This window comes from Nocardia sp. NPDC055029 (assembly GCF_053608525.1).
The window spans coordinates 38,891-57,663 of the sequence record NZ_JBSGVQ010000014.1; the positions used below are offsets into that span (position 1 = coordinate 38,891).

The following is an 18,773-nucleotide window of genomic DNA, read 5'->3' on the forward strand; positions in this document are numbered from 1 at the left end:
GGGTACTTTGTCAAACAGTCGCGTCGGCCATCGCCGGGGTGCGCATGACCGCCGCGGTGATGCCCGCGCCTGCCAGGGCGAGCAGGCCCGCGCCGAGGAAGGCCGCCGAGTAGCCGTCGGTCAGTGCCGTTGCGTCGCCCAGTTCGCCCGCGCCGAATGCCGCGGCCACCGCGGTCATCGCGGCCAGGCCGAGCGCGGAACCCACCTGGTAGCTGACGTTGACGATGCCCGAGGCGAGACCGCCCTCTTCCGGTCGCGCCGCCGAGATGGCGGTGCCGAGCGAGGGGATGAAGGCCAGCGACATGCCGCCGGCGGCCACCAGTGAGGCGGGCAGCACGTCGACCCAGAAGTTGCCGGTGGGCCGGACCAGCGACATGATCCCGAGGCCGAGGCCGAGCACGATCAGGCCGGTGACGATCATCGGCTTGGCGCCGAAGCGCTGCATCGCCTTCGGGGCCAGCACCACCATGCCGAGCATGATCAGTGTGGTCATCGGCAGTAGCGCGGCGCCCGACGGGAACGCGCTGTACCCGAGCACCTGCTGCAGGTACAGATTGAGGAAGAACCACATCGGCACCCACGCGGCGGCCAGCGCGAACTGGGCGAAGTTGGCGGCGGCGAGATTCGGCGCGCGGAAGATGCTCAGCCGCATCAGCGGTTCGCCGCGGCGCGACTGGATGAAGACGAAGCCTGCCAGCAGCGCGGCGGCCAGCGCCAGCACACCCCAGGTCTGGCCCGAAGCCCAGCCCGCCTCCGGAGCCTGCACGATCGCGTACACCGCGGCCGCCAAACCGGCTGTCACAGTGACGGATCCGGCGATATCGATCGAGCCCTTGCGTGCGGGAGCGGCGGGCATCAGCAGCGGAACGGCGATCAACGCGAGCACCGCGATCGGGATGTTGATGTAGAAAACCCAAGGCCAGCTGATGTATTCGGTGATCACACCGCCGAGGAACACGCCCGCGGTACCACCGGCCGGTGCGGCCGCGCCGTAGACGGCGAGTGCCTTGGTGAGCTCCTGTGGCGAGCCGCCGAACAACATCATCAGCAGCGTGAGCGCCGACGGTGCGATCAGCGCGGCGCCCGCGCCTTGGATCGCCCGGCCGGCCAGCTCGAGGCCGACATTGCCCGCCGCGCCCGCGATGACGGAGCCGACGGCGAGAACCAGCCAGCCCGCGCCGAATACCCGGCGCGCGCCGAGCAGGTCGGAGAGCCGCCCGCCGAGCAGGAGCAGGCCGCCGAAGGCGATCACGTAGGCGTTGAACACCCAGGTCAGATTGCCGGGGGTGAAGCCGAGCTCGGCCTGCATCTTGGGCAGTGCGATCCCGATGATCGAGGTGTCCATGATGACCATGAACTGCGCTGCGGCGATCACCGCCAGCGCCCACCACTTCCGGGTGGATTGCGATTGCGTAGTCACGACTTTCGTCCTTTCGAGCGGAGTGCGTCTCGTGGTCGGTACCATACCCCCCTAGGGTATAAACCTGTCAAGCCTCCGGCGGGAAAGGATTCGGATAGCCGAACGCCCGGCCCGCGTCGTGACGGGCCGGGCGTACATGGCTGTGCCGGATCAGGATTCGGGGCGATAGGTGATCAGCGCGACGGCGGGCGCCGAGACCATCTGAACCTGCGCGCTTCCGTTGACGGAGATATGCGCGAAGCCGCCTTCGATGGCGACATGCGCGTCGCGCACCGTCGACGCCGGCTGCCCGTCGGCATCGGTCAGGGTGTAGCCGTCGACCAGCGCGACGGTGTCGGCGGCGCGCCATTTCGGGGACGTCGCAGCCTCTTTCGCCGGCGTGGGAACGAGCGGAAAGTCCAGCTCAGGGCGTGCGACGTGGTTGAAGTAGTTCGACAGCACGTTCAATGCCACATGCCCGACGGCCTCGGCCAGCTCGCCGTCGCTGACACCGCTGTTCCTGGCCGCGGCCAGCTGCTCGTCGCTCACCCGTCCGCCGGTGCGCAGCACCTCGCGCGCGAAGCGCAACACCCCTTCGGTATGCGGGTTGTCGGCGCCGCCCGCGCGCGTCGCCGCGATCGCCTCCGGGGTGAACCCCATCTTCGCCGCCCGCATCGTGTGCGCGGAGACGCAGTACTCGCAACCGTTGTCGCTCGCGATCAGCAGGGCCAGTCGCTCGCGGGTCTTCGCGCCGAGCTTGCCGGCGCTCAGCGCATCCCGCAGGCGCAGATACCCCCGTAGGGTGGCCGGACTGTTCGCCATCGCGGCGTAGAGATTCGGCACCCGGCCCAGCTGCCGGTGCACCTCGGCGAGTAGTTCGCCCTGTTCGGTATCGGCGGCGTCGGCGGTGACGAGGGGAAGTCGGGACATCATGTGCTCCAAGGTTTGTCGACGACGGTACTGATCGGTACCGAATGGAGACGGTACTGATCGGTTCCGTAGTTGTCGAGCAATTCGGTACCGATCGTTTCCGTTCTGGTACCGTGAGCGCATGGCGACACGGGCCAAGCAGCGTTTGCTCATCACCGCGGAAGAGCTGTTCTACGCCGAGGGCATCCGCGCCGTCGGCATCGACCGGCTGCTCCAGGAGTCCGGCATCGGCCGCGCCTCCTTCTACCGCCACTTCGCGAGTAAGGACGACCTCGTCGTCGCCGTCCTGGAAGACCGCGACCAGCGCTGGCTCGACTGGCTGCGCGCCTCGGTCGAATCCGTCGACGACCCCGCGGCCCGCCCGCTGGCCGTCTTCACCGCCCTCGCGGAACGCTTCGCCCGCAACGACTTCCGCGGCTGCGCCTTCATCAACACCATGATCGAAATGGCCGACCCCACCTCACCGGCCCACCGGGTAGCCGACCGCCACAAACGGCGCGTCATCACCTACCTCACCGAACTCCTCACCGCCGCAGACCAACCCGACCCGGAAACTCTCGCCACCGAACTGGCCCTGCTCATCGACGGCGCCATCGTCACCGCCGTCCGCGAGAACTCCCCGGCCGCCGCCGACCGCGCGGCCGCCATCGCCGCCCGGCTGCTCGCCTGAGTGTCAGTGCGGGGCTGATCGCGGCTGGTGCCCGTCACACAGCTGGAGTCGCTGCTCGACGGCGGCATCGAGCAGCGACTCCGTGTGGGTCACCCGGTTGCGCGGCGCGTGCAGGCGGGCAACGCGGTGGCGTGGCTACTGCGCGTGCAGGTGACGGGCCGTCGGTGACGTGGGCACCGTCGCTGGATCGGGCGCGGTACCGAGTAGCCGGTCCGCCGTGCCGGAGGTGGTCACGGTGAACCAGTAGTGCTCGTTCTTGTAGTGGTGGTGGCGGTGGTTGCGCCAGATCGCCCGGTAGAGAGCGTGCTTGGGCTTGTAGTCGGTGTGGATGAGGTAATGGGTCCACTCGTAGAGCAGGCCGAGGGTGGTGATCGTCAGCAGGAAGGTCAGGCCGAGGCCGAGGCGGGGGAAGGCCAGCAGGGCGATGGCGACCAGCGTGACGATGGTGAGTATCAGGGATTTGGGCGGGATGAACACCAAAGGGGTGTCGCGCGGATCTGTATGGTGCTCACGGTGTTTGCGCGCGAGCTCGCTGTCGATGGTGATCGGGCCGACGTGGCGCGGACGCCAGTGCAGCACTGTCACGTGGATGATCCACTCGGTCACCGGGAAGGTGGCGACGGCGATCAGGGGAACGAGAGCGTCGGTGAGCCGCCAGTCGCCGACGGCGATGCGGGCCACCAGCGCGGCCACGAAAACCGCGGCGATCATCCAGGGCGACGGGTGCCGGACGAACTCGCGCGCCATCTCGCGCAGCGTCGCGCCGCGACGGATCGCGCCGGTCGCGCGGCGTTGCCCGGTGTCGATCGGGGTGTCCCCTGCCGGGGCGGTCTCGTGCGACGTCGTTGTCGGACGGTCATTCTTCATGGCGATTCCTCGGGTGGATCACGCCCCGTCGAGGGCGTGGATGAGAGCGGTGGTCGCCGGCCCGAGCAGTGCCCGGGCGGATTCGGCGGCCTTTTCCGGCTCGCCCGCGGTGATCGCGGCGGCCAGGTCTCGATACGCGCCACCATTGCCCACCTCGGCGGACATGATCGGCGCGAGCGCAGCCAGCGCGGGTTCATAGGCGGCGCGCAGCATGGAATACATCAGCCGGAACGCGATCGAATCGGCGAGATCGAGAACGAGATCCCAGAATTCGAGGGCGATCCGCTGCTGGGTGAGCGGGTCCTGTTCGGCGACAAGGGCGTCGACGGATTCCCGCAGTAGCACCAGTTCGCTGTCGATCGGCGCAGTGGAGTTCCGACTCTCGCTCAGGTCTTTCCGGCCGCTGCCGGGAGCGGAACCCGAGGCGGCGCCGGTACCGAGCGATCGGGCCCGCCGAACGCGCACGGCCGCGAGTTCGGCGATCTTCGGACCGTTGTGCAGCCGCGCCTCGAGAATGCTGCGCGCCACCGCCGGGTCGATGGTGTCACCCCGAAGCAGCAGCCGAGGCAACACCTCCAGCCCCGCACTCCGCCGATAATCGAGCACCGTGGTGGCCTCACCCTGCCGCACCGACACCAGCCCCGCCGCGGCGAGCCGCTGCAACGCCTCCCGAACAGCAGGCCGCGAAACCCCCAGCGCCTCGGCCAACTGCCGCTCACTCGGCAACGTACTCCCCGCCACCAACTCCCCACCCAGCACTTCGGCGGCGATCTGCTCGAACACATCACCGGAAACCGAGCGCTTCACCACAGGAGTCCATGCCATACCCCGAGCATGCACCCAACAGGTCAAGAGGTCAAGTGGTCAGACCAGTTCCGTTGCCTCAGACGAAGCGTCGTTCCGTCATGATGTCCCGGTGGACAAACTTCTTGTGCTGGTCAACGGTCTGCCAGGCTCGGGCAAATCGACGTTGGGCCGCTCGTTGGCCCACACGCTAGAAGCTCAGTTCCTGTCCAAGGACATCGTGAAAGAGGCACTTGCCACCTGCGTCGACGACGCACTGACGATCCCCGAAATCGGCGGGATCGCGATGGACGCGCTGTGGGCACTCGCACGGGCGACGCCGGAAACCGTGGTCGTCGACTCGTGGTGGTTCAAGCCACGCGACCTGCAATTCGCCGCGGCGGGCATCAAGCAGTCCGGGGCCGATCTGGTGGTCGAAGTCTGGTGCGACGTCCCAGCCGAGGTAGCAAGAGTCCGCTATGCGTCCAGGCGCCGAACCGTGCTGCATCGGGACGAACAGCGCCTGGCTGAAGACTGGACGGTGTGGGCTGAGCAGGCCGAGCCGCTCGGGCTCATGCCTACCGTCGTCATCGACACGACCCGGCCAGTCGACTGCGCCGACCTTGCCAGGCGAATCAAGATCGCAGCCAGCCCACTTCAGTTCTGAATGGTGCCCCGCACGACCCGAGGTCGCGCAACGGGACATCCGGTCGGGATAGGGGCAGTCCCGCCGAGCCGGCCGGCAGATCGGACGGCCGCAGGGTCAGCTCGGGTCGGAGCCGCGGATGGCGGAGAGCCAGGTGAAGGTGGCGGCGGTGACGGTGGTGGCTCCGACGAAGGCGGCGATGCCGCCGTTCATGACGTAGATCCACAGGAGGCCCGCGATGGGGGCGGCTACTGCGGGCTGGATGTCGAGGATCAGGCGGCGGGGGATGCCGAAGGTGGGTTCCTCGGTGGGGCGGCTCGGGTTGTCGATCAGTTTGCCCGCGGGCTCGGTGGTGCGGACCCGGCCGGAGGGGTAGAAGCGGGTGTCGCCCGCGCGGATCGTGCGGCCGGTCAGCTCCAGGTCGGTGGGGGTCAGCGCGGACAGGCTCGGTTCGTAGAAAACCGGCTGCCACACCATCCGGTCACCACTGGTGATCTCCAGCCATGATCGGCTCACCAGCCGATGCTGCTGCCGGACTCGCTTCCCGCCCACCGTGCCGGTTGCCACGAGTCCGGTCGGGATGACGCCGAAGGCGAGTCCGAGCTGGTAGGTGGTGACAGCGAGGATCACCAGGGCGACCGCGGCGAGCGCGCTCAGCTGGTCCAGGTCGGCGAACGGCACCCACGCGGCGATGACCGCGAGGGTGCCGGAGGTGACCAGCAGTGGATAGGTGAGCGCGCGCGCCGGGCCCGAGCTGTGCACTGCTACTTCACGAAGCCGATCTTGGTGTAGTCCAGCGAGGCCAGTCCTGCCGCGCCGTAGTTGGCCAGAGTGTCACGCACCGCGACATTGCCGGGCGACTGCAGCAGCGGAATGGAATGGCCTTCCTCGAAGACCTTCCGGTCTACCTGGTTCGCCAGTTCGACCGCCTTGTCCGGATCGAGTTCGGAAATTGTCTGCTCGATCAGCGCATTGAGTTCCGGCGAGCCGATGCGACCGTAGTTGCCCTGCAGATCATCGGGGTAGTAGCCGTAGATCTGGGTCAGACTGCCGAGCGGGAATGGATCGCCGACCCAACTCCATTGTCCGACATCGAAATTGCCCGGCTGAATGTTCTCGGTGAAGAACCCCGCGCCCGGCTTGGTCTCGATGTTCAGCTTCACGCCGATCTGAGCGAGGTTCTGCTGGATGATCTGTGCGATCTGTACCCAGACGTCCTGGTTGTACATGACGTCGCGGATTTCGAGTTTGCGGCCGTCCTTCTCGCGGACGTCACCGTTGAGCTTCCAACCGAGAGCATCGAGCTCTTGGGCGGCGGCGGTCGGATCGAAGCCGAGGCTGTTGTCCTGATAGCCCTTCTGGCCGGCCAAGTAGATGTGGTTGTTGAGTGGCTTCGGGTCGGCAACCAGGCCGTTCTGAATGGCCGTGGCGATGCCCTGGCGGTCGATCGCCTTCGAGATGGCGACGCGCACACCCTGTTCGGCCAGGATCGAGCCGGGCGCGCCGTTGAATGTCAGGTGCGACCAACTGTTGCCCGGTGCTCGGCGAATCGCGATGCCGGGCGTGCTGCGTGCGGTCTTCAGCTCGTCGATGTTGGCGAGACCGACCGCGTCGATCTCGTTGTTCTGCAACGCGGGCAGAGTGGCTTCGCTGGACAGCACGCTGAAAGTGAACGTGTCGAGCTTCGGAGTATCGCCCCACCACTTGGGGTTACGCGCGAGCACGACTCGGCCCTGCGCGCGGTCGACCGACTGGACGATGAACGGACCCGCCGACAGCCCCAGCGCGTCGACTTGACTGTTGTTGAACGCCTCGGCCGTCGCGGTGGCCGACTTGGGGAACAGGAACGAATTGCCCGCGAACTGGCCACGCCAATCCGCGTAGTGCTCCTTGAACGTGATGACGGCCTGCTTGTCGTCGACGCCCCGCTCGACCTTCTCGACCCGATCGAAGCCGGAATTGTTGGCGATCAGATACGCCTTGTCGGCGCCGCTGAGCGCAGTGGCCTGAGACTGAATGTCCTCCCAGGAGATCGGCGTGCCGTCGGACCACACCGCCTCGGGATTGATCGTGTACGTCACCTGCTGTGGGTCGGTTCCGGTCAGCTGGATGTCGGTGAAGAAGTCGGTGTTGACCGAGAGATTGGCCGCCGCATCAGTGGTGAACGCCCGCGGCATCACCGGCCGCAGCAGAGCGGCGGTCCCGGCGTCGTTGCCGTCGTTGTGCAGCGCGTTCCAGTTCTGCGGCAGAGCGCTGGTCGCCAGCCGCAGGTTGCCGCCATCACGAAGTTCGCTGACATCCTTGGGATTGATGTCGTTGGTAGTGCCGAGCGCGGCAGAACCACCGGTTTCGGCACCCTCGTCCGATGCGCATCCGGCAGCGAGCACACTGACGATGACCAGTGGTATTGCCAGACGGGTTGTCATTGAACGAATCCGCATGGTCCGCTCCTTTCCGAAGGTTCGCTGCACGAGTGCGGCGGGTCGACAGCTACTTGACGAAGCCGATCTTGGTGTAGTCGAGCGAAGCCAAGCCTGCCGCACCGAAGTTCGCCAGGTTGTCCCGCACCGCGACATTGCCCGCGGACTGGAACAGAGGCAGGGAATGCCCCTCCTCGAAGATCTTTCGATCGAGCTCGTTGGCCAGCTGCTTCGCCTTGACCGGATCGAGCTCGGAGACGGTCTGCTCGATCAGGGCGTTGATCTCAGCGGAGCCGATGCGGCCGTAGTTACCCTGAATGTCGTCCGGGTTGTAGCCGTAGATCTGGGTCAGGCTGCTGAGCGGGAAGGGGTCGCCTGCCCAGAACCACTGGCCGACGTCGAAGTTGCCCGGCTGGAGCACATCCGAGAAGAGCCCGGCTCCTGGCTTCGTCTCGATCGTCAGCTTGACGCCGATCTGTGCGAGGTTCTGCTGGATGATCTGCCCGATCTGGATATTGGTCGGGTCGTTGTACATGACGTCGCGGATCTCGAGCTTGCGCCCGTCCTTTTCGCGCACGTCGCCGTTGAGCTTCCAGCCGAGAGCGTCGAGCTCCTTGGCCGCGGCCGTCGGATCGAAGGGGAGGCTGTTGTCCTGATAGCCGTCCTGGCCGCGCAGGTAGATGTGATTGTTCAGCGGCTGCGGATCTTGGACGAGCCCGTTCTGGACAGCGGTGACGATGCCCTGACGATCGATCGCCTTCGAGATCGCCACTCGAACACCCTGGTCGGCGAGGACAGAGCCGGGTGCGCCATTGAAGGTGAAGTGGCCCCAGCTGTTGCCGGGCGCTCGGCGAATCGCGACGCCCGCGGTGTCTCTCGCGGATTTCAACTCGTCGCGACTGGCGACGCCCACCGCATCGATCTCGTTGTTCAGCAGAGCGGGAACGAACGCCGAGCTGTCGAGCACGCTGAAGGTAATGGTGTCGAGCTTCGGCTTGTCGCCCCACCACTTCGGATTGTGCCCGAGGACGACCCGGCTCTGCCCCCGGTCGACGGACTGGACGACGAACGGTCCGGACGACACGGTCAGCGCGTCGACCTGGCTGTTGTTGAAGGCTTCCGCGGTGCCTGTGATCGACTTCGGGAACAGGAACGAGTTGCCTGCGAACTGGCCACGCCAGTCGGCATAGTGCTTTTTGAAGGTGATGACGGCCTGCTTGTCGTCGACACCGCGCTCGACCTTCTCGACGCGATCGAAACCGCTGTTGTTGGCGATCAAGAATGCCTTGTCGGCGCCACTGAGGGCCGCGGCCTGGGACTTGATGTCCTCCCAGGAAATCGGAGTGCCGTCCGTCCATACCGCTTTGGGGTTGATCGTGTACGTCACCTGCTGCGGATCGGTATTGGTCAACGCGACATCGGTGAAGAAGTCGGTATTCACCGAGAGCTCCGCTGCCGCGTTCGTCTTGAAGGCTCGCGGCATGACCGGACGCAGCAGGGCGCCGGTGTCACCGTCGTTGCCGTCGGTGTGCAGGTTGTTCCAGTTCTCGGGCAGGGAGGTCAGCGCCAGCCGCAGATTGCCACCGTCACGCAGTTCGCTGACATCCTTGGGATTGATGTCGTTGGTGGTGCCGAGCGCCGCGGAGCCTTCCGCTGTCACCTCCTCGCCCACGCCGCACCCGGCAGCGAGCACGCTGACTATGACCAGTGGTATTGCCAAGCGGGTGGTCATTGAACGAATCCGCATGGTTCGCTCCTTTCCGATAGTTCGCTGCACAAGTGCGGCGCGTTTACCTCATGAGCCGGACGGCGTGAGTAGCTGCGGCTATTTCACGAAGCCGATCTTCGTGTAGTCGTACGATGCCAATCCCGGCGAACCGATATTGGCGAGGGTGGTGCGGGCGCCGTAGCTGCCGTCGGACTGCATGAGCGGCAGGGAGTGGCCTTCTTCGAAGACCATGCGGTCCACCTGGTTGGCCAGGTCGATGGACTTCTGGGGGTCGAGTTCGGTGAGGGTGCGTTCGATGAGGGCGTTGAGTTCGGGGGAGCCGATGCGGCCGAAATTGCCCTGGAGGTCGTTGGGGTCGTAGTAGTAGATCTGGCGGATGCTGGCGAGGGGGAACGGGTCGCCCTGGAAGGTGAATTGGGCGGCGTCGAAATCGCCGGGCTGGATGACGTCGGTGAAAAGGCCCGCGGCGGGCTTGGTGTCGAGGGTCAGGCCGACGCCGATCGCGGCCAGGTTCTGCTGGATGATCTGGGCGATCTGCACCCAGGTCGGGTCGTTGTACATGACGTCGCGGATGACGAGTTTGCGGCCGTCCTTCTCGCGGACGTCACCGTTGAGCTTCCAGCCGAGTGCGTCGAGTTCCTTGGCGGCGGCGGTTGGATCGAAGCCGAGGCTGTTGTCCTGGTAGCCCTGCTGGCCCTGCAGGAAGACGTGGTTGTTCAGCGGTTTCGGGTTCTCGACGAGGCCGTTCTGGATCGCGGAGACGATGCCCTGGCGGTCGATCGCCTTCGAGATCGCCACGCGCACTGCGGGGTCGGCGAGGATCGAGCCCGGCGCGCCGTTGAAGGTGATGTGCCGCCAGCGATTACCGGGGGCACGGCGGACGACGAGTCCTTCGGTGCCGCGGACCGTCTTCACGTCGTCGATGGTCGTGAGTAGGGCGAGGTCGAGCTCGTTGTTCTGCAGGGCCTGTACCCACGACGATCGGTCGAGCACGCTGTAGGTGATGGTGTCGAGGACCGGCTTGTCGCCCCACCATTTCGGGTTGCGGCCCAGGGTGATCCGGCCCTGAGCACGGTCGGTGGCGGTGATGACGAAGGGGCCCGAGGTGAGGCCGATCGCGTCGACGAGGCTGGTGTTGAACGCCTCGGGCGTGCTGGTCACCGACTTCGGGTACAGGGAGCTGTTGCCCGCGAACTGGCCGCGCCAGTCGGCGAACGGGGTGTTGAAGGTGAGGATCGCCTGGCGGTCGTCGACGCCACGCTCCACCTTCTCGACGAACTCGAAACCGTAGGTGATCGCGATCAGGTAGCGCTTGTCGCGGCCGCTGAGCGCGTTCGCCTGGGCGGCGATGTCCTCCCAGGTGATCGGCGAACCATCCGACCACACCGCTTTCGGGTTGATCGAATAGGTGACCCGCATCGGGTCGGTGCCGGTCAGCGCTATATCGGTGAAATAGTCGGTGTTGACGCTGAGCTGTCCGGCCGCGTCGATCTCGAACGAGCGCGGCATCATCGGCCGCAGGATGTCGGCGATCTCGCCCTCGTTGCCGTCGTTGGACAGCGTGTTCCAGTTCGCCGGATACGAGGTGGTGGCCAGCCGCAGATTCCCACCCTCGCGCAGCGCGTCCAATCCCTGGGGATTGATATCGCTGGTCGTCCCGAGCGCATCGCTGAGACCGGTCGCCGACTCCTCACCCGCCCCGCACCCCGCCACGATCATCCCGGCCGCCACCACCACGGCGGCGCAGCGCAGCCGGCCGCGGCGACGGGACTGCATTCCTCGGGATCTCATGGCGCCTCCTGGTGCTCAGCCGCTGACGACGGGTTCCGGGACTGCCGCGATCAGCGCGCGGGTGTACTCGTGCCGAGGATTCGCGAAGATCTGCTCGGCCGGGCCGGATTCGACGATCTTGCCGCGCAACATGACGGCGATGTCGTGGGCGAGATTGCGGACCACGGACAGGTCGTGCGAGACGAACAGGTAGGACAGTCCGCGCTCGGCCTGCAGGTCACGCAGCAGATTCAGGACGCCGGCCTGGATCGACACGTCCAGCGAGGAGACGGGTTCGTCGAGGACGAGCAGTTGGGGGTCGAGGGCGAGGGCGCGGGCGATGCTGATGCGCTGTTTCTGTCCGCCGGAGAAGTCCGCCGGGTAGCGCTCGGCGTGTTCGGGGCGCAGGCCGACCTGGCGCAGCAGCTCCGGGACCCGGCGGTTGACCTCCTCGCGCGAGCGGCCGTCGATGCGCAGCGGCTCGGCCAGCGCGTCGAAGATCGGCAGGCGCGGGTCGAGGGAGGAACTGGGGTCCTGGAAGACGATCTGCATCTTGCGGCGGATCTCGCGGGTGCGGTCCCTGGTGAGGCTCGCGACGTCGGTGCCGAGGACCTCGATGCTGCCCGACTGCGGGCGAACCAGGTCCATGATCTGGGACAGGGTCGTCGACTTGCCCGAACCGGATTCGCCGACCAGGGCCAGGGTGCGGCCGGCGCGCACGGCGAAGCTGATGCCGTCGACGGCGCGAACCTCGCCGGTCTTGCGGCGCAGCAGCACGCCGGAGGTGAGCGCGAAGGTCTTCACCAGATCGGTGACCCGCAGGACCACATCGGAATCGGTGGCCTCGGGCCGCGCCGGTTCGGGGATCTCCTTGCGGTAGGCCTCGAACAGCTGGGACGTGCCGACCTCGGCGGTACGGATGCAGGCCGCCGAGTGCCGGGGCGCGACCTTCTCCAGCGGCGGTTCGGCGGCGGTGCAGTCGTCGATGGCGATCGGGCAGCGCGGCGCGAACGAGCAGCCACGCGGCAGATCGTGCATGGCGGGCGGCGCGCCGACGATCGGGATCAGCGGCTTGCGCGGCGGGCCGTCCATGCGCGGGATCGAGCCGAGCAGGCCCACCGTGTACGGCATCCGCGGCGCGGTGAAAAGCTCGGTGACCGGCGCGGTTTCGACGACCTTGCCCGCGTACATGACCGCGACCCGGTCGGCGATCGTGGCCGCGATGCCCATGTCGTGGGTGATCATGATGACGCCGGCGCCGGTGATGTCGCGGGCCTTGCGCAGCAGGTCGAGGATCTGGCGCTGCACCGTCACGTCGAGTGCGGTGGTCGGCTCGTCGCAGATGATCAGCGCCGGATCGTTGGCGATGGCCATGGCGATCACCACGCGCTGGCGCATACCGCCGGAGAACTCGTGCGGGAACGCCCGCGAGCGCAGGCGCGCGTCGGGGATGCCGACGAGTTCGAGCAGCTCGATCGCGCGTTCGTCGGCTTCCTTGCGGCTCATCGAGCCGTGCGCGAGCAGCGCCTCCGCCACCTGGTCGCCCACCCGGTACACCGGGGTCAGCGCCGAGAGCGGGTCCTGGAAGACCATGCTGATCGAGGAGCCGCGCAGCTTCGACATCTGCTTGTCGCCGAGGCCGAGCAGCTCGCGACCGCGCAGCCGGATCGAGCCCTGCACGCGTGCCTGTTCGGGCAGCAGGCCGATCACGGCCAGCGAGGATACCGACTTGCCGGAACCGGACTCGCCGACGATCGCGAGCACCTCGCCGTCGCCGACGGTGTAGTTCACCCCGCGCACGGCGTCGACGCGGCCTTCCTCACCGGGGAAGGAAACCCGCAGGTCGGTTACCTCGAGCAGGGGTGCGGTGGACGTGGTCATCGCTTCTCGGCTTCCTTCAACTCCACCTGCGCCTCGTCCTTCTGCTCGGCGACCTCCTTGCGCGCCCTGCGGGCACCGCGGGCGCCCGGGTCGAAGGCGTCACGCAGGCCGTCGCCGACGAGGTTGGCGCACAACACGATCGTGATCAGCAGGCCACCGGCGAACAGGAACAGCCACGGGTAGGTCAGCGCGGACTTGGTGCCTGCGGCGATCAGCGAACCCAGCGACACATCGGGCGGCTGGACACCGAAACCGAGGAAGCTCAAACCTGTTTCGGCGCTGATCGCGGCGCCGACGGCCAGCGTGGTGTCGATGATCAGGATCGAGGCGATGTTCGGGATGATGTGGCTGATGATGACCTTGTGCGTCGGCGCGCCCATATACCGTGCGGCGCGGATGAATTCGCGTTCACGCAGACTCAGGGTGAGGCCGCGGATGATGCGGGCCGAGATCATCCAGCCGAACACGCTGAGCAGCACGATCAGGATCGCGATCGAACCGGAACCCTTGGTGCGCGGGGCGAACAGCGCGATGATGATGAACGCGGGGACGACCAGCAGCAGGTCGACCAGCCACATGATGGCCCGGTCGGTCCAGCCGCCGAGCAGCCCGGCCAGCGCGCCCGCCGTGGAGGCGATGATGCTGGAGAACAGCGCTACACAGAATCCGATGATCAGCGATTTCTGCAGGCCACGCATGGTCTGGGCGAGCACATCCTGGCCGATCTGGGTGGTGCCGAACGGATGCTCGGCGCTCGGCGGCTTCAGTAGCGCCTTGTAGTCCATCTGCTGGTAGTCCCACGCCAGCAGCGGGGGCAGCGCGAAACTGACGATCACCAGCAGGAGCAGGATCACCGCGCCGACGACGGCGGGCTTGTTGCGCAGGAAACGGCGCCAGACCAGCTTGCGGCGTCCGGCCGCGACCGCCTCGGGGGCGCCGACGACGATGATCTCGGTTTCGGTCACGAGACACGCACCCTCGGGTCGAGCAGGGCCAGCACGACATCGGAGAGCAGACCCGACACGAGCACCACCAGCCCGGCGAAGGTCGCCACCGTGACGACGATGTACAGATCCTGGGCGTTGATCCCGTCGATGAACCATTCACCGACGCCGTGCCAGCCGAAGATCTTCTCGACGAATGTCGCTCCGGTGATCAATCCGCCGAGGCTGTAGGCGAACAGGGTGGCCATCGGGATCAGGGCGGTGCGCAGGCCGTGTTTGTACAGTGCCCGGTTGCGCGAGAGCCCCTTCGCCCGAGCCGTGCGGATGAAGTCGCTCTGCAGGACGTCGAGCATGGCGTTGCGCTGGTAGCGGCTGTACCCGGCCGCGGCGCCGAGCACCAGCACCAGTGTCGGCAGTACGAGATGCTGTGCGCGGTCGACGAATTGGTTCCACAAGCCGACGACCTGGGTGGCCGAGGTCTCGCCGGTGTACAGGAAGATCTGGGTACCGGTCGCCGTGTTGATCTGCAGCGCACCGTATTTCAGCAGAGTCGCCAGCAGGAACACGGGGGTGGAGATGATCAGCAGCGAGACCACTGTCGTGAAATAGTCGCTGAACCGGTATTGCCGGATCGCCCCTGCCGCGCCGATGAGTACACCCAGGAACGTGCCGATGACCGAGCCGAGGATCAGCAGCCGCAGGCTCACCGCCACCCGTCTGCCCAGTTCCTCGCTCACCGGCTGGCCGGCCAGCGTCGTCCCGAAATCCCCTTGCACGACGCCGCCGAGCCAGGTGAGATAGCGCTGAGGGATCGGCTCGTCGAGGTGCAACTGCTCGGCCTTGGCATCGATCACCGACTGCGGCGGGCGCGGATTGCGCTGCTCGAGACTGTCGAGCGGGCGGAAGGTGAGCGAGGCCAGGCTGAACGTCAGGAACGAGGCCAGCAGCAAGAGCACGACGTAGTTGAGCGCGCGCCGCAACAGAAAGCCGGTCATCAGTCCCCTCTGGATCGGGTATTCAGGCCCTGATCATAAGGACAGTCCGCCGTCCCCGCGTGGCGACGTGCGGCAGGATGGAATGGATGACGCCCCTGCACCCGAAACCGAAGTTGGTGGCCACCGATGTCGATGGCACGCTGATCGACGACGCGGACAAGGTATCGGCCCGCACCAAGTCCGCCGTCAACGCGCTCGTCGCCGACGGCGCCACCTTCGTGCTCGCCACCGGCAGGCCGCCGCGCTGGATCGATCCGGTCGTCAGCGAACTCGGGTACGCGCCGCTCGCGGTGTGCGGCAACGGCGCTGTCATCTACGACAGCGCCAACGACCGCGTCCTGTCCAGCCACACCCTCGACGTCGAGACCCTCGGCTGGCTGGCCGAACTCGCCGAACACGCGCTACCCGGCTGCGGACTGGCCACCGAGCGCGTCGGCGCGAGCGCGCACGACGCCGCCACCCCGCAGTTCGTCAGCTCGCCGAACTACGAGCACGCCTGGCTCAACCCGGACGACACCGTCGTCTCGCATGCCGAGGTGATCGAGTCGCCCGCGATCAAGATGCTGATCCGGCTGAGTTCGGCCCGCAGTTCCGCGATGCGCGCCGCGCTCGCGCCGCTGATCGGGGATCGCGCCGAGATCACCTACTCCACCGAGAACGGGCTGATCGAGCTGGCGGTGCCGCGGGTGACCAAGGCGTCCGGGCTGGCCGAGGTGGCGCGACGGGTCGGCGTCGACGACGCGTCGATCGTCGCGTTCGGCGACATGCCCAACGACGTGCCGATGCTGACGATGGCCGGGCACGGTGTCGCCATGGGTAACGCGCATCCGGAGGCACGTGCCGCCGCGGACGAGGTCACCGGAAGCAATATCGACAATGGCGTCGCGATGGTGCTCGAACGCTGGTGGTCCTGAGCTGCGCGATTGATCACCACGCTGTCAGGTGAGTATCGGCCGAGAGGCCTGCGCCACCACGGCTTGGTGATCTTGGTCGGACAAGTAACGGCCGGTGCCCTCGGGTGGAGGGGCACCGGCCGTTCTTCGCCATGACCGGGGGTTAGCCGACCGGGGCGGGCTCTGCGGCTACCGGAGGCTGGGCCGGTGCCGGATCGACGGGTACGGGGTCAGCCGCGCCGGGTGCGACGGCCTGCGGGTCCGTGGGGACCGGCGGGGCCGTGGGGGCGGCCGGTGCGGGTGCGGCGGCCTGTGGGCCGGCGGGGGCGGCCGGTTCCGTCGGTGAATTAGCGGGGGCAGCCGGGGTCGCGGGCACCCTCGACGTGGGCGCCGTGGTGGCGGGCGCCTGTTCGGGCTTGGTGTTCATCCCCTCCATCTCTTCCTCGTAGGTCTCGTTGTAGGTCTTCCAGAACGTGGTGACGATGCCGGTGAGCTCGTTGAGCACCAGCGAACCGTTCTGGAAATCGGTGCGCAGACCATCCGGTACGAGGTACGCACTGCCGGTCGGCAGGCCGAGCACGCCCGCGTCGGCACCCAGGCTCAGGTAGCGGTCCAGGATCGCGCCGACCACCTCGAAGACCTGGCCGTTCTCGCCGGAGAAGACGTAGCCGTTGGCGAACTTCGCGTACTGGCGGCCCTGTGAGCCCGACAGCAGATCCGACTGCGGCGCGCCGAGCGGACCGTCGACGCCGCCGCGGCTCACCCAGTGCCTGGCGATCTCGTTCTCGCCGGACAGCCCGAGCAGCTTGTCGACCAGGGCGCCCAGTTCGGCCATGTTGCCCTGCTGCGGTGCGCGGGCCTGCTGGCTCGGCGGGCGGGAAGGCGTCGCGGGTGAGGAATAGGTGCCCGCGTTGCCCGCGGCGATATTGCGGATGCGGTCCATCAGGGCGTAGAGGGCGTCGCCGGGGCAGTCGGTGTTGCCGACGTCGCGGTGGGCGAACACCACCGGCAGGTCGACCGCCTCGTCCAGGGCGTACGGGGTGAACTCGGTGCCCTCGGAGTACATCGTGGTGTGGCCCTTGGGGTTCAGCCCGGCGAGCTTGGTCCGCCAGCCGATGAACTTGCCGATCGCGTTGAGTGAGGCCTCGCTCGGGGTCTCTGACTCGTAGTTGCCCATCACCGCCACGCCCGCGGTGTTCTCGTTGAAACCACCCGCGTGCGCGCCCTGCACCGCGCGATCGAGACCGCCGTAGCGACCCTCGAAGATCTGGCCGTACTGGTCGACCAGGGCGTTGTAGCCGATGTCGCACCAGCCGAGGGTTTCGGCGTGATAGGCGTAGATCGCCCGGACGATGCCCGCCGACTCCGCGCGGCTGTATTCGTTGCGGCCTGCCGTGTGATGCACGGTGACGCCGCCGACACCATCGTCGTAGGTGGGTTCCTCGCAGCGGATCGACTCGTCGGCGCCCCACTGCGCGCGGGTGATGACCTTCGGTCCGCCGCCGGGCAGCGCGGCCGCGACGTCGGTGAGTCCGGCGTCGATGGCGGCGCGACCGGGGTTGATCAGGATGGCCTTGAGCGCGGCCTCGGTGAGGTGGGCCGGGTCGTGGTCGGGGGCCGCTGCCGGCTTGCGGGTCACCAGCATCTGCACGGCGGTGGTCTCGCCGACGTAGATCGGCTCGGTGCCGGTCAGTGCGTCGGCGGAAGTGTGGTCGGTGGCCCTGGTGTCGAGCGGATCGGCGTCGTACCAGGGTCCCCAGTTGCCGTCCTGCTGCCGGGCGCGCAGCTTGGTCGTGGTGTTCACCAGGTCACGCGCGGTGACGGCGACCATGCTGAACGGGGTGTCCTGGGTGAGCTCCTTGACCTGGGCGCCGACCTGGTCGACCAGGTCGGCGGCGACCGCGCCGGGGGAGAGCGCGGGGGTGTCGGGAGTGGTGCCGGGTTCCAGGTTGGCCGGATCGGCGATGAACTTGATGCCGGCCGGACGGTGGGCGACCGGGGCACCTGCGGGCGGAGTCGTCGCGGGTGCGGCCGGGGCTGGTGCGGCAGGTGTCGGCGCTACGGGCGCTGCGGGAGCCGGAGCCGCGGGCGCCGCCGGGGCTGGTGCCGCGGGTGCCGGTGCCCCTGGTGCGACCGGTGCTGCCGGAGTTGGTGTTGCGGGGGCGGCCGGTGCCGCGGGTGCGACCGGCGCTGCGGGGGCTGGTGCCGCGGGTGCGCCGGGCGCTGCCGGTGCTGGCGCCCCTGGTGCTGCCGGAGCTGGCGCGGCCGGGGCCGCGGCGGGCGGCTGTGTCGCAGGCGCGGTCGGGACCGCGGTGCTCGGCGCCGGTGGACGCGCGGGTGCGCCGCCCTGCTGGCCGGGTGCCGGCGCGGCGGTGGTCGTTGTCGGTTGCGCCTTTGTCGGTATCGGCGGCAGCACGATCTCTGTCGGCAGCGCCACGCCCGGCGGAACGGGCAATCCCGGCGGCACCGGAATCGAGGTCGGCAGCGGCAGCATCTGCAGATCCGATAGGTGCAGATCGGGTAAGTCGAGACCGGTCAGCTCGCGTAGCGGGACAGTGATGTCGGGGACGGAGGTCAGCGCGACCTCGGCCAGCTGTGCGGGCACCGCCTCGAGCTGGTCGTTTGTGCTGCGGTAATCGGTCGAGTCGCTCAGCGCGAAGGCGCCGACAGGAGCGGCGACGGCGAGCGTGGTGACCACCGGGAGCACGTAGGAACGTTTCGGCTTTCGATTACGCACGTGCCTTCTCCAATCAGGGTCGAGCTCGTAGACCTTGGTGGTTCAGGGGCCCATCACCGGCAAGTGATGCTTGCTTCCTCTTGCCTCACACACCACACTAGTTAACATA

General features: G+C 67.6%; 15 protein-coding genes. 3 read left to right on the top strand and 12 right to left on the bottom strand.

Translation table 11 applies throughout. The features are described from left to right. Positions 1 to 10: 10 nt before the first annotated feature. Together ACWF9G_RS15120 and ACWF9G_RS15125 are read right to left on the bottom strand one after the other, a co-directional pair. Positions 11 to 1,420, bottom strand: a complete 1,410-nt coding sequence (locus ACWF9G_RS15120) for an MFS transporter (RefSeq protein ID WP_452515835.1) — start codon at positions 1,418 to 1,420, stop codon at positions 11 to 13. Positions 1,421 to 1,570: 150 nt separating this feature from the next. Then, positions 1,571 to 2,329 carry a carboxymuconolactone decarboxylase family protein gene (locus tag ACWF9G_RS15125; RefSeq protein WP_452515837.1) on the bottom strand — a complete coding sequence of 253 codons (759 nt, stop codon included), beginning with the start codon at positions 2,327 to 2,329 and terminating at the stop codon, positions 1,571 to 1,573. Positions 2,330 to 2,450: 121 nt separating this feature from the next. Between ACWF9G_RS15125 and ACWF9G_RS15130 the strand changes: the two genes are divergently transcribed. Then, the gene (locus ACWF9G_RS15130) at positions 2,451 to 2,999 is read left to right on the top strand and encodes a TetR/AcrR family transcriptional regulator (protein ID WP_452515838.1); all 549 of its coding nucleotides are present in this window, start codon (positions 2,451 to 2,453) and stop codon (positions 2,997 to 2,999) included. Positions 3,000 to 3,134: 135 nt separating this feature from the next. On the opposite strand, the gene ACWF9G_RS15135 is transcribed toward ACWF9G_RS15130, so the two are convergent. Together ACWF9G_RS15135 and ACWF9G_RS15140 are read right to left on the bottom strand one after the other, a co-directional pair. Next, positions 3,135 to 3,746, bottom strand: a complete 612-nt coding sequence (locus ACWF9G_RS15135) for a sterol desaturase family protein (protein WP_452515940.1) — start codon at positions 3,744 to 3,746, stop codon at positions 3,135 to 3,137. A gap of 138 nt (positions 3,747 to 3,884) precedes the next feature. After that, the gene (locus ACWF9G_RS15140) at positions 3,885 to 4,691 is read right to left on the bottom strand and encodes a FadR/GntR family transcriptional regulator (protein ID WP_452515839.1); all 807 of its coding nucleotides are present in this window, start codon (positions 4,689 to 4,691) and stop codon (positions 3,885 to 3,887) included. 106 nt (positions 4,692 to 4,797) lie between these two features. Between ACWF9G_RS15140 and ACWF9G_RS15145 the strand changes: the two genes are divergently transcribed. Continuing rightward, positions 4,798 to 5,316 carry an AAA family ATPase gene (locus ACWF9G_RS15145; RefSeq protein WP_452515841.1) on the top strand — a complete coding sequence of 173 codons (519 nt, stop codon included), beginning with the start codon at positions 4,798 to 4,800 and terminating at the stop codon, positions 5,314 to 5,316. 96 nt (positions 5,317 to 5,412) lie between these two features. Here the strand turns inward: ACWF9G_RS15145 and ACWF9G_RS15150 are convergent, their stop codons facing one another. The 7 genes from ACWF9G_RS15150 to ACWF9G_RS15180 form a co-directional block, all read right to left on the bottom strand. Continuing rightward, positions 5,413 to 6,057, bottom strand: a complete 645-nt coding sequence (locus tag ACWF9G_RS15150; protein WP_452515843.1) for a hypothetical protein — start codon at positions 6,055 to 6,057, stop codon at positions 5,413 to 5,415. A gap of 2 nt (positions 6,058 to 6,059) precedes the next feature. Further along, the gene (locus ACWF9G_RS15155) at positions 6,060 to 7,736 is read right to left on the bottom strand and encodes an ABC transporter family substrate-binding protein (protein ID WP_379306431.1); all 1,677 of its coding nucleotides are present in this window, start codon (positions 7,734 to 7,736) and stop codon (positions 6,060 to 6,062) included. A gap of 49 nt (positions 7,737 to 7,785) precedes the next feature. Further along, complete coding sequence (locus ACWF9G_RS15160; protein ID WP_379306365.1) at positions 7,786 to 9,462, bottom strand: ABC transporter family substrate-binding protein; 1,677 nt, start codon at positions 9,460 to 9,462, stop codon at positions 7,786 to 7,788. Between the two features lie 78 nt (positions 9,463 to 9,540). Next, positions 9,541 to 11,235: an ABC transporter family substrate-binding protein gene (locus ACWF9G_RS15165; RefSeq protein ID WP_379306363.1), complete on the bottom strand. Its 1,695-nt coding sequence runs from the start codon at positions 11,233 to 11,235 to the stop codon at positions 9,541 to 9,543. Between the two features lie 15 nt (positions 11,236 to 11,250). Continuing rightward, on the bottom strand, positions 11,251 to 13,095 hold the full coding sequence (locus ACWF9G_RS15170) for an ABC transporter ATP-binding protein (protein WP_452515845.1): 1,845 nt from the start codon (positions 13,093 to 13,095) through the stop codon (positions 11,251 to 11,253). Then, positions 13,092 to 14,060, bottom strand: a complete 969-nt coding sequence (locus tag ACWF9G_RS15175) for an ABC transporter permease subunit (protein ID WP_379306359.1) — start codon at positions 14,058 to 14,060, stop codon at positions 13,092 to 13,094. Before ACWF9G_RS15175 ends, ACWF9G_RS15170 begins: the two co-directional genes overlap by 4 nt. Continuing rightward, complete coding sequence (locus ACWF9G_RS15180) at positions 14,057 to 15,034, bottom strand: ABC transporter permease (protein ID WP_379306357.1); 978 nt, start codon at positions 15,032 to 15,034, stop codon at positions 14,057 to 14,059. The genes ACWF9G_RS15175 and ACWF9G_RS15180 overlap by 4 nt, the downstream gene beginning before the upstream one ends. Before the next feature lie 77 nt (positions 15,035 to 15,111). Here ACWF9G_RS15180 and ACWF9G_RS15185 point away from each other — a divergent pair, with 77 nt between their 5' ends. Continuing rightward, positions 15,112 to 15,948, top strand: coding sequence for an HAD family hydrolase (locus ACWF9G_RS15185; protein ID WP_379306355.1), 837 nt, complete (start codon positions 15,112 to 15,114; stop codon positions 15,946 to 15,948). 142 nt (positions 15,949 to 16,090) lie between these two features. On the opposite strand, the gene ACWF9G_RS15190 is transcribed toward ACWF9G_RS15185, so the two are convergent. Then, a complete protein-coding gene (locus ACWF9G_RS15190; protein ID WP_452515848.1) occupies positions 16,091 to 18,664 on the bottom strand; it encodes an N-acetylmuramoyl-L-alanine amidase in 2,574 nt (857 codons plus the stop codon). Positions 18,665 to 18,773: the final 109 nt, after the last annotated feature.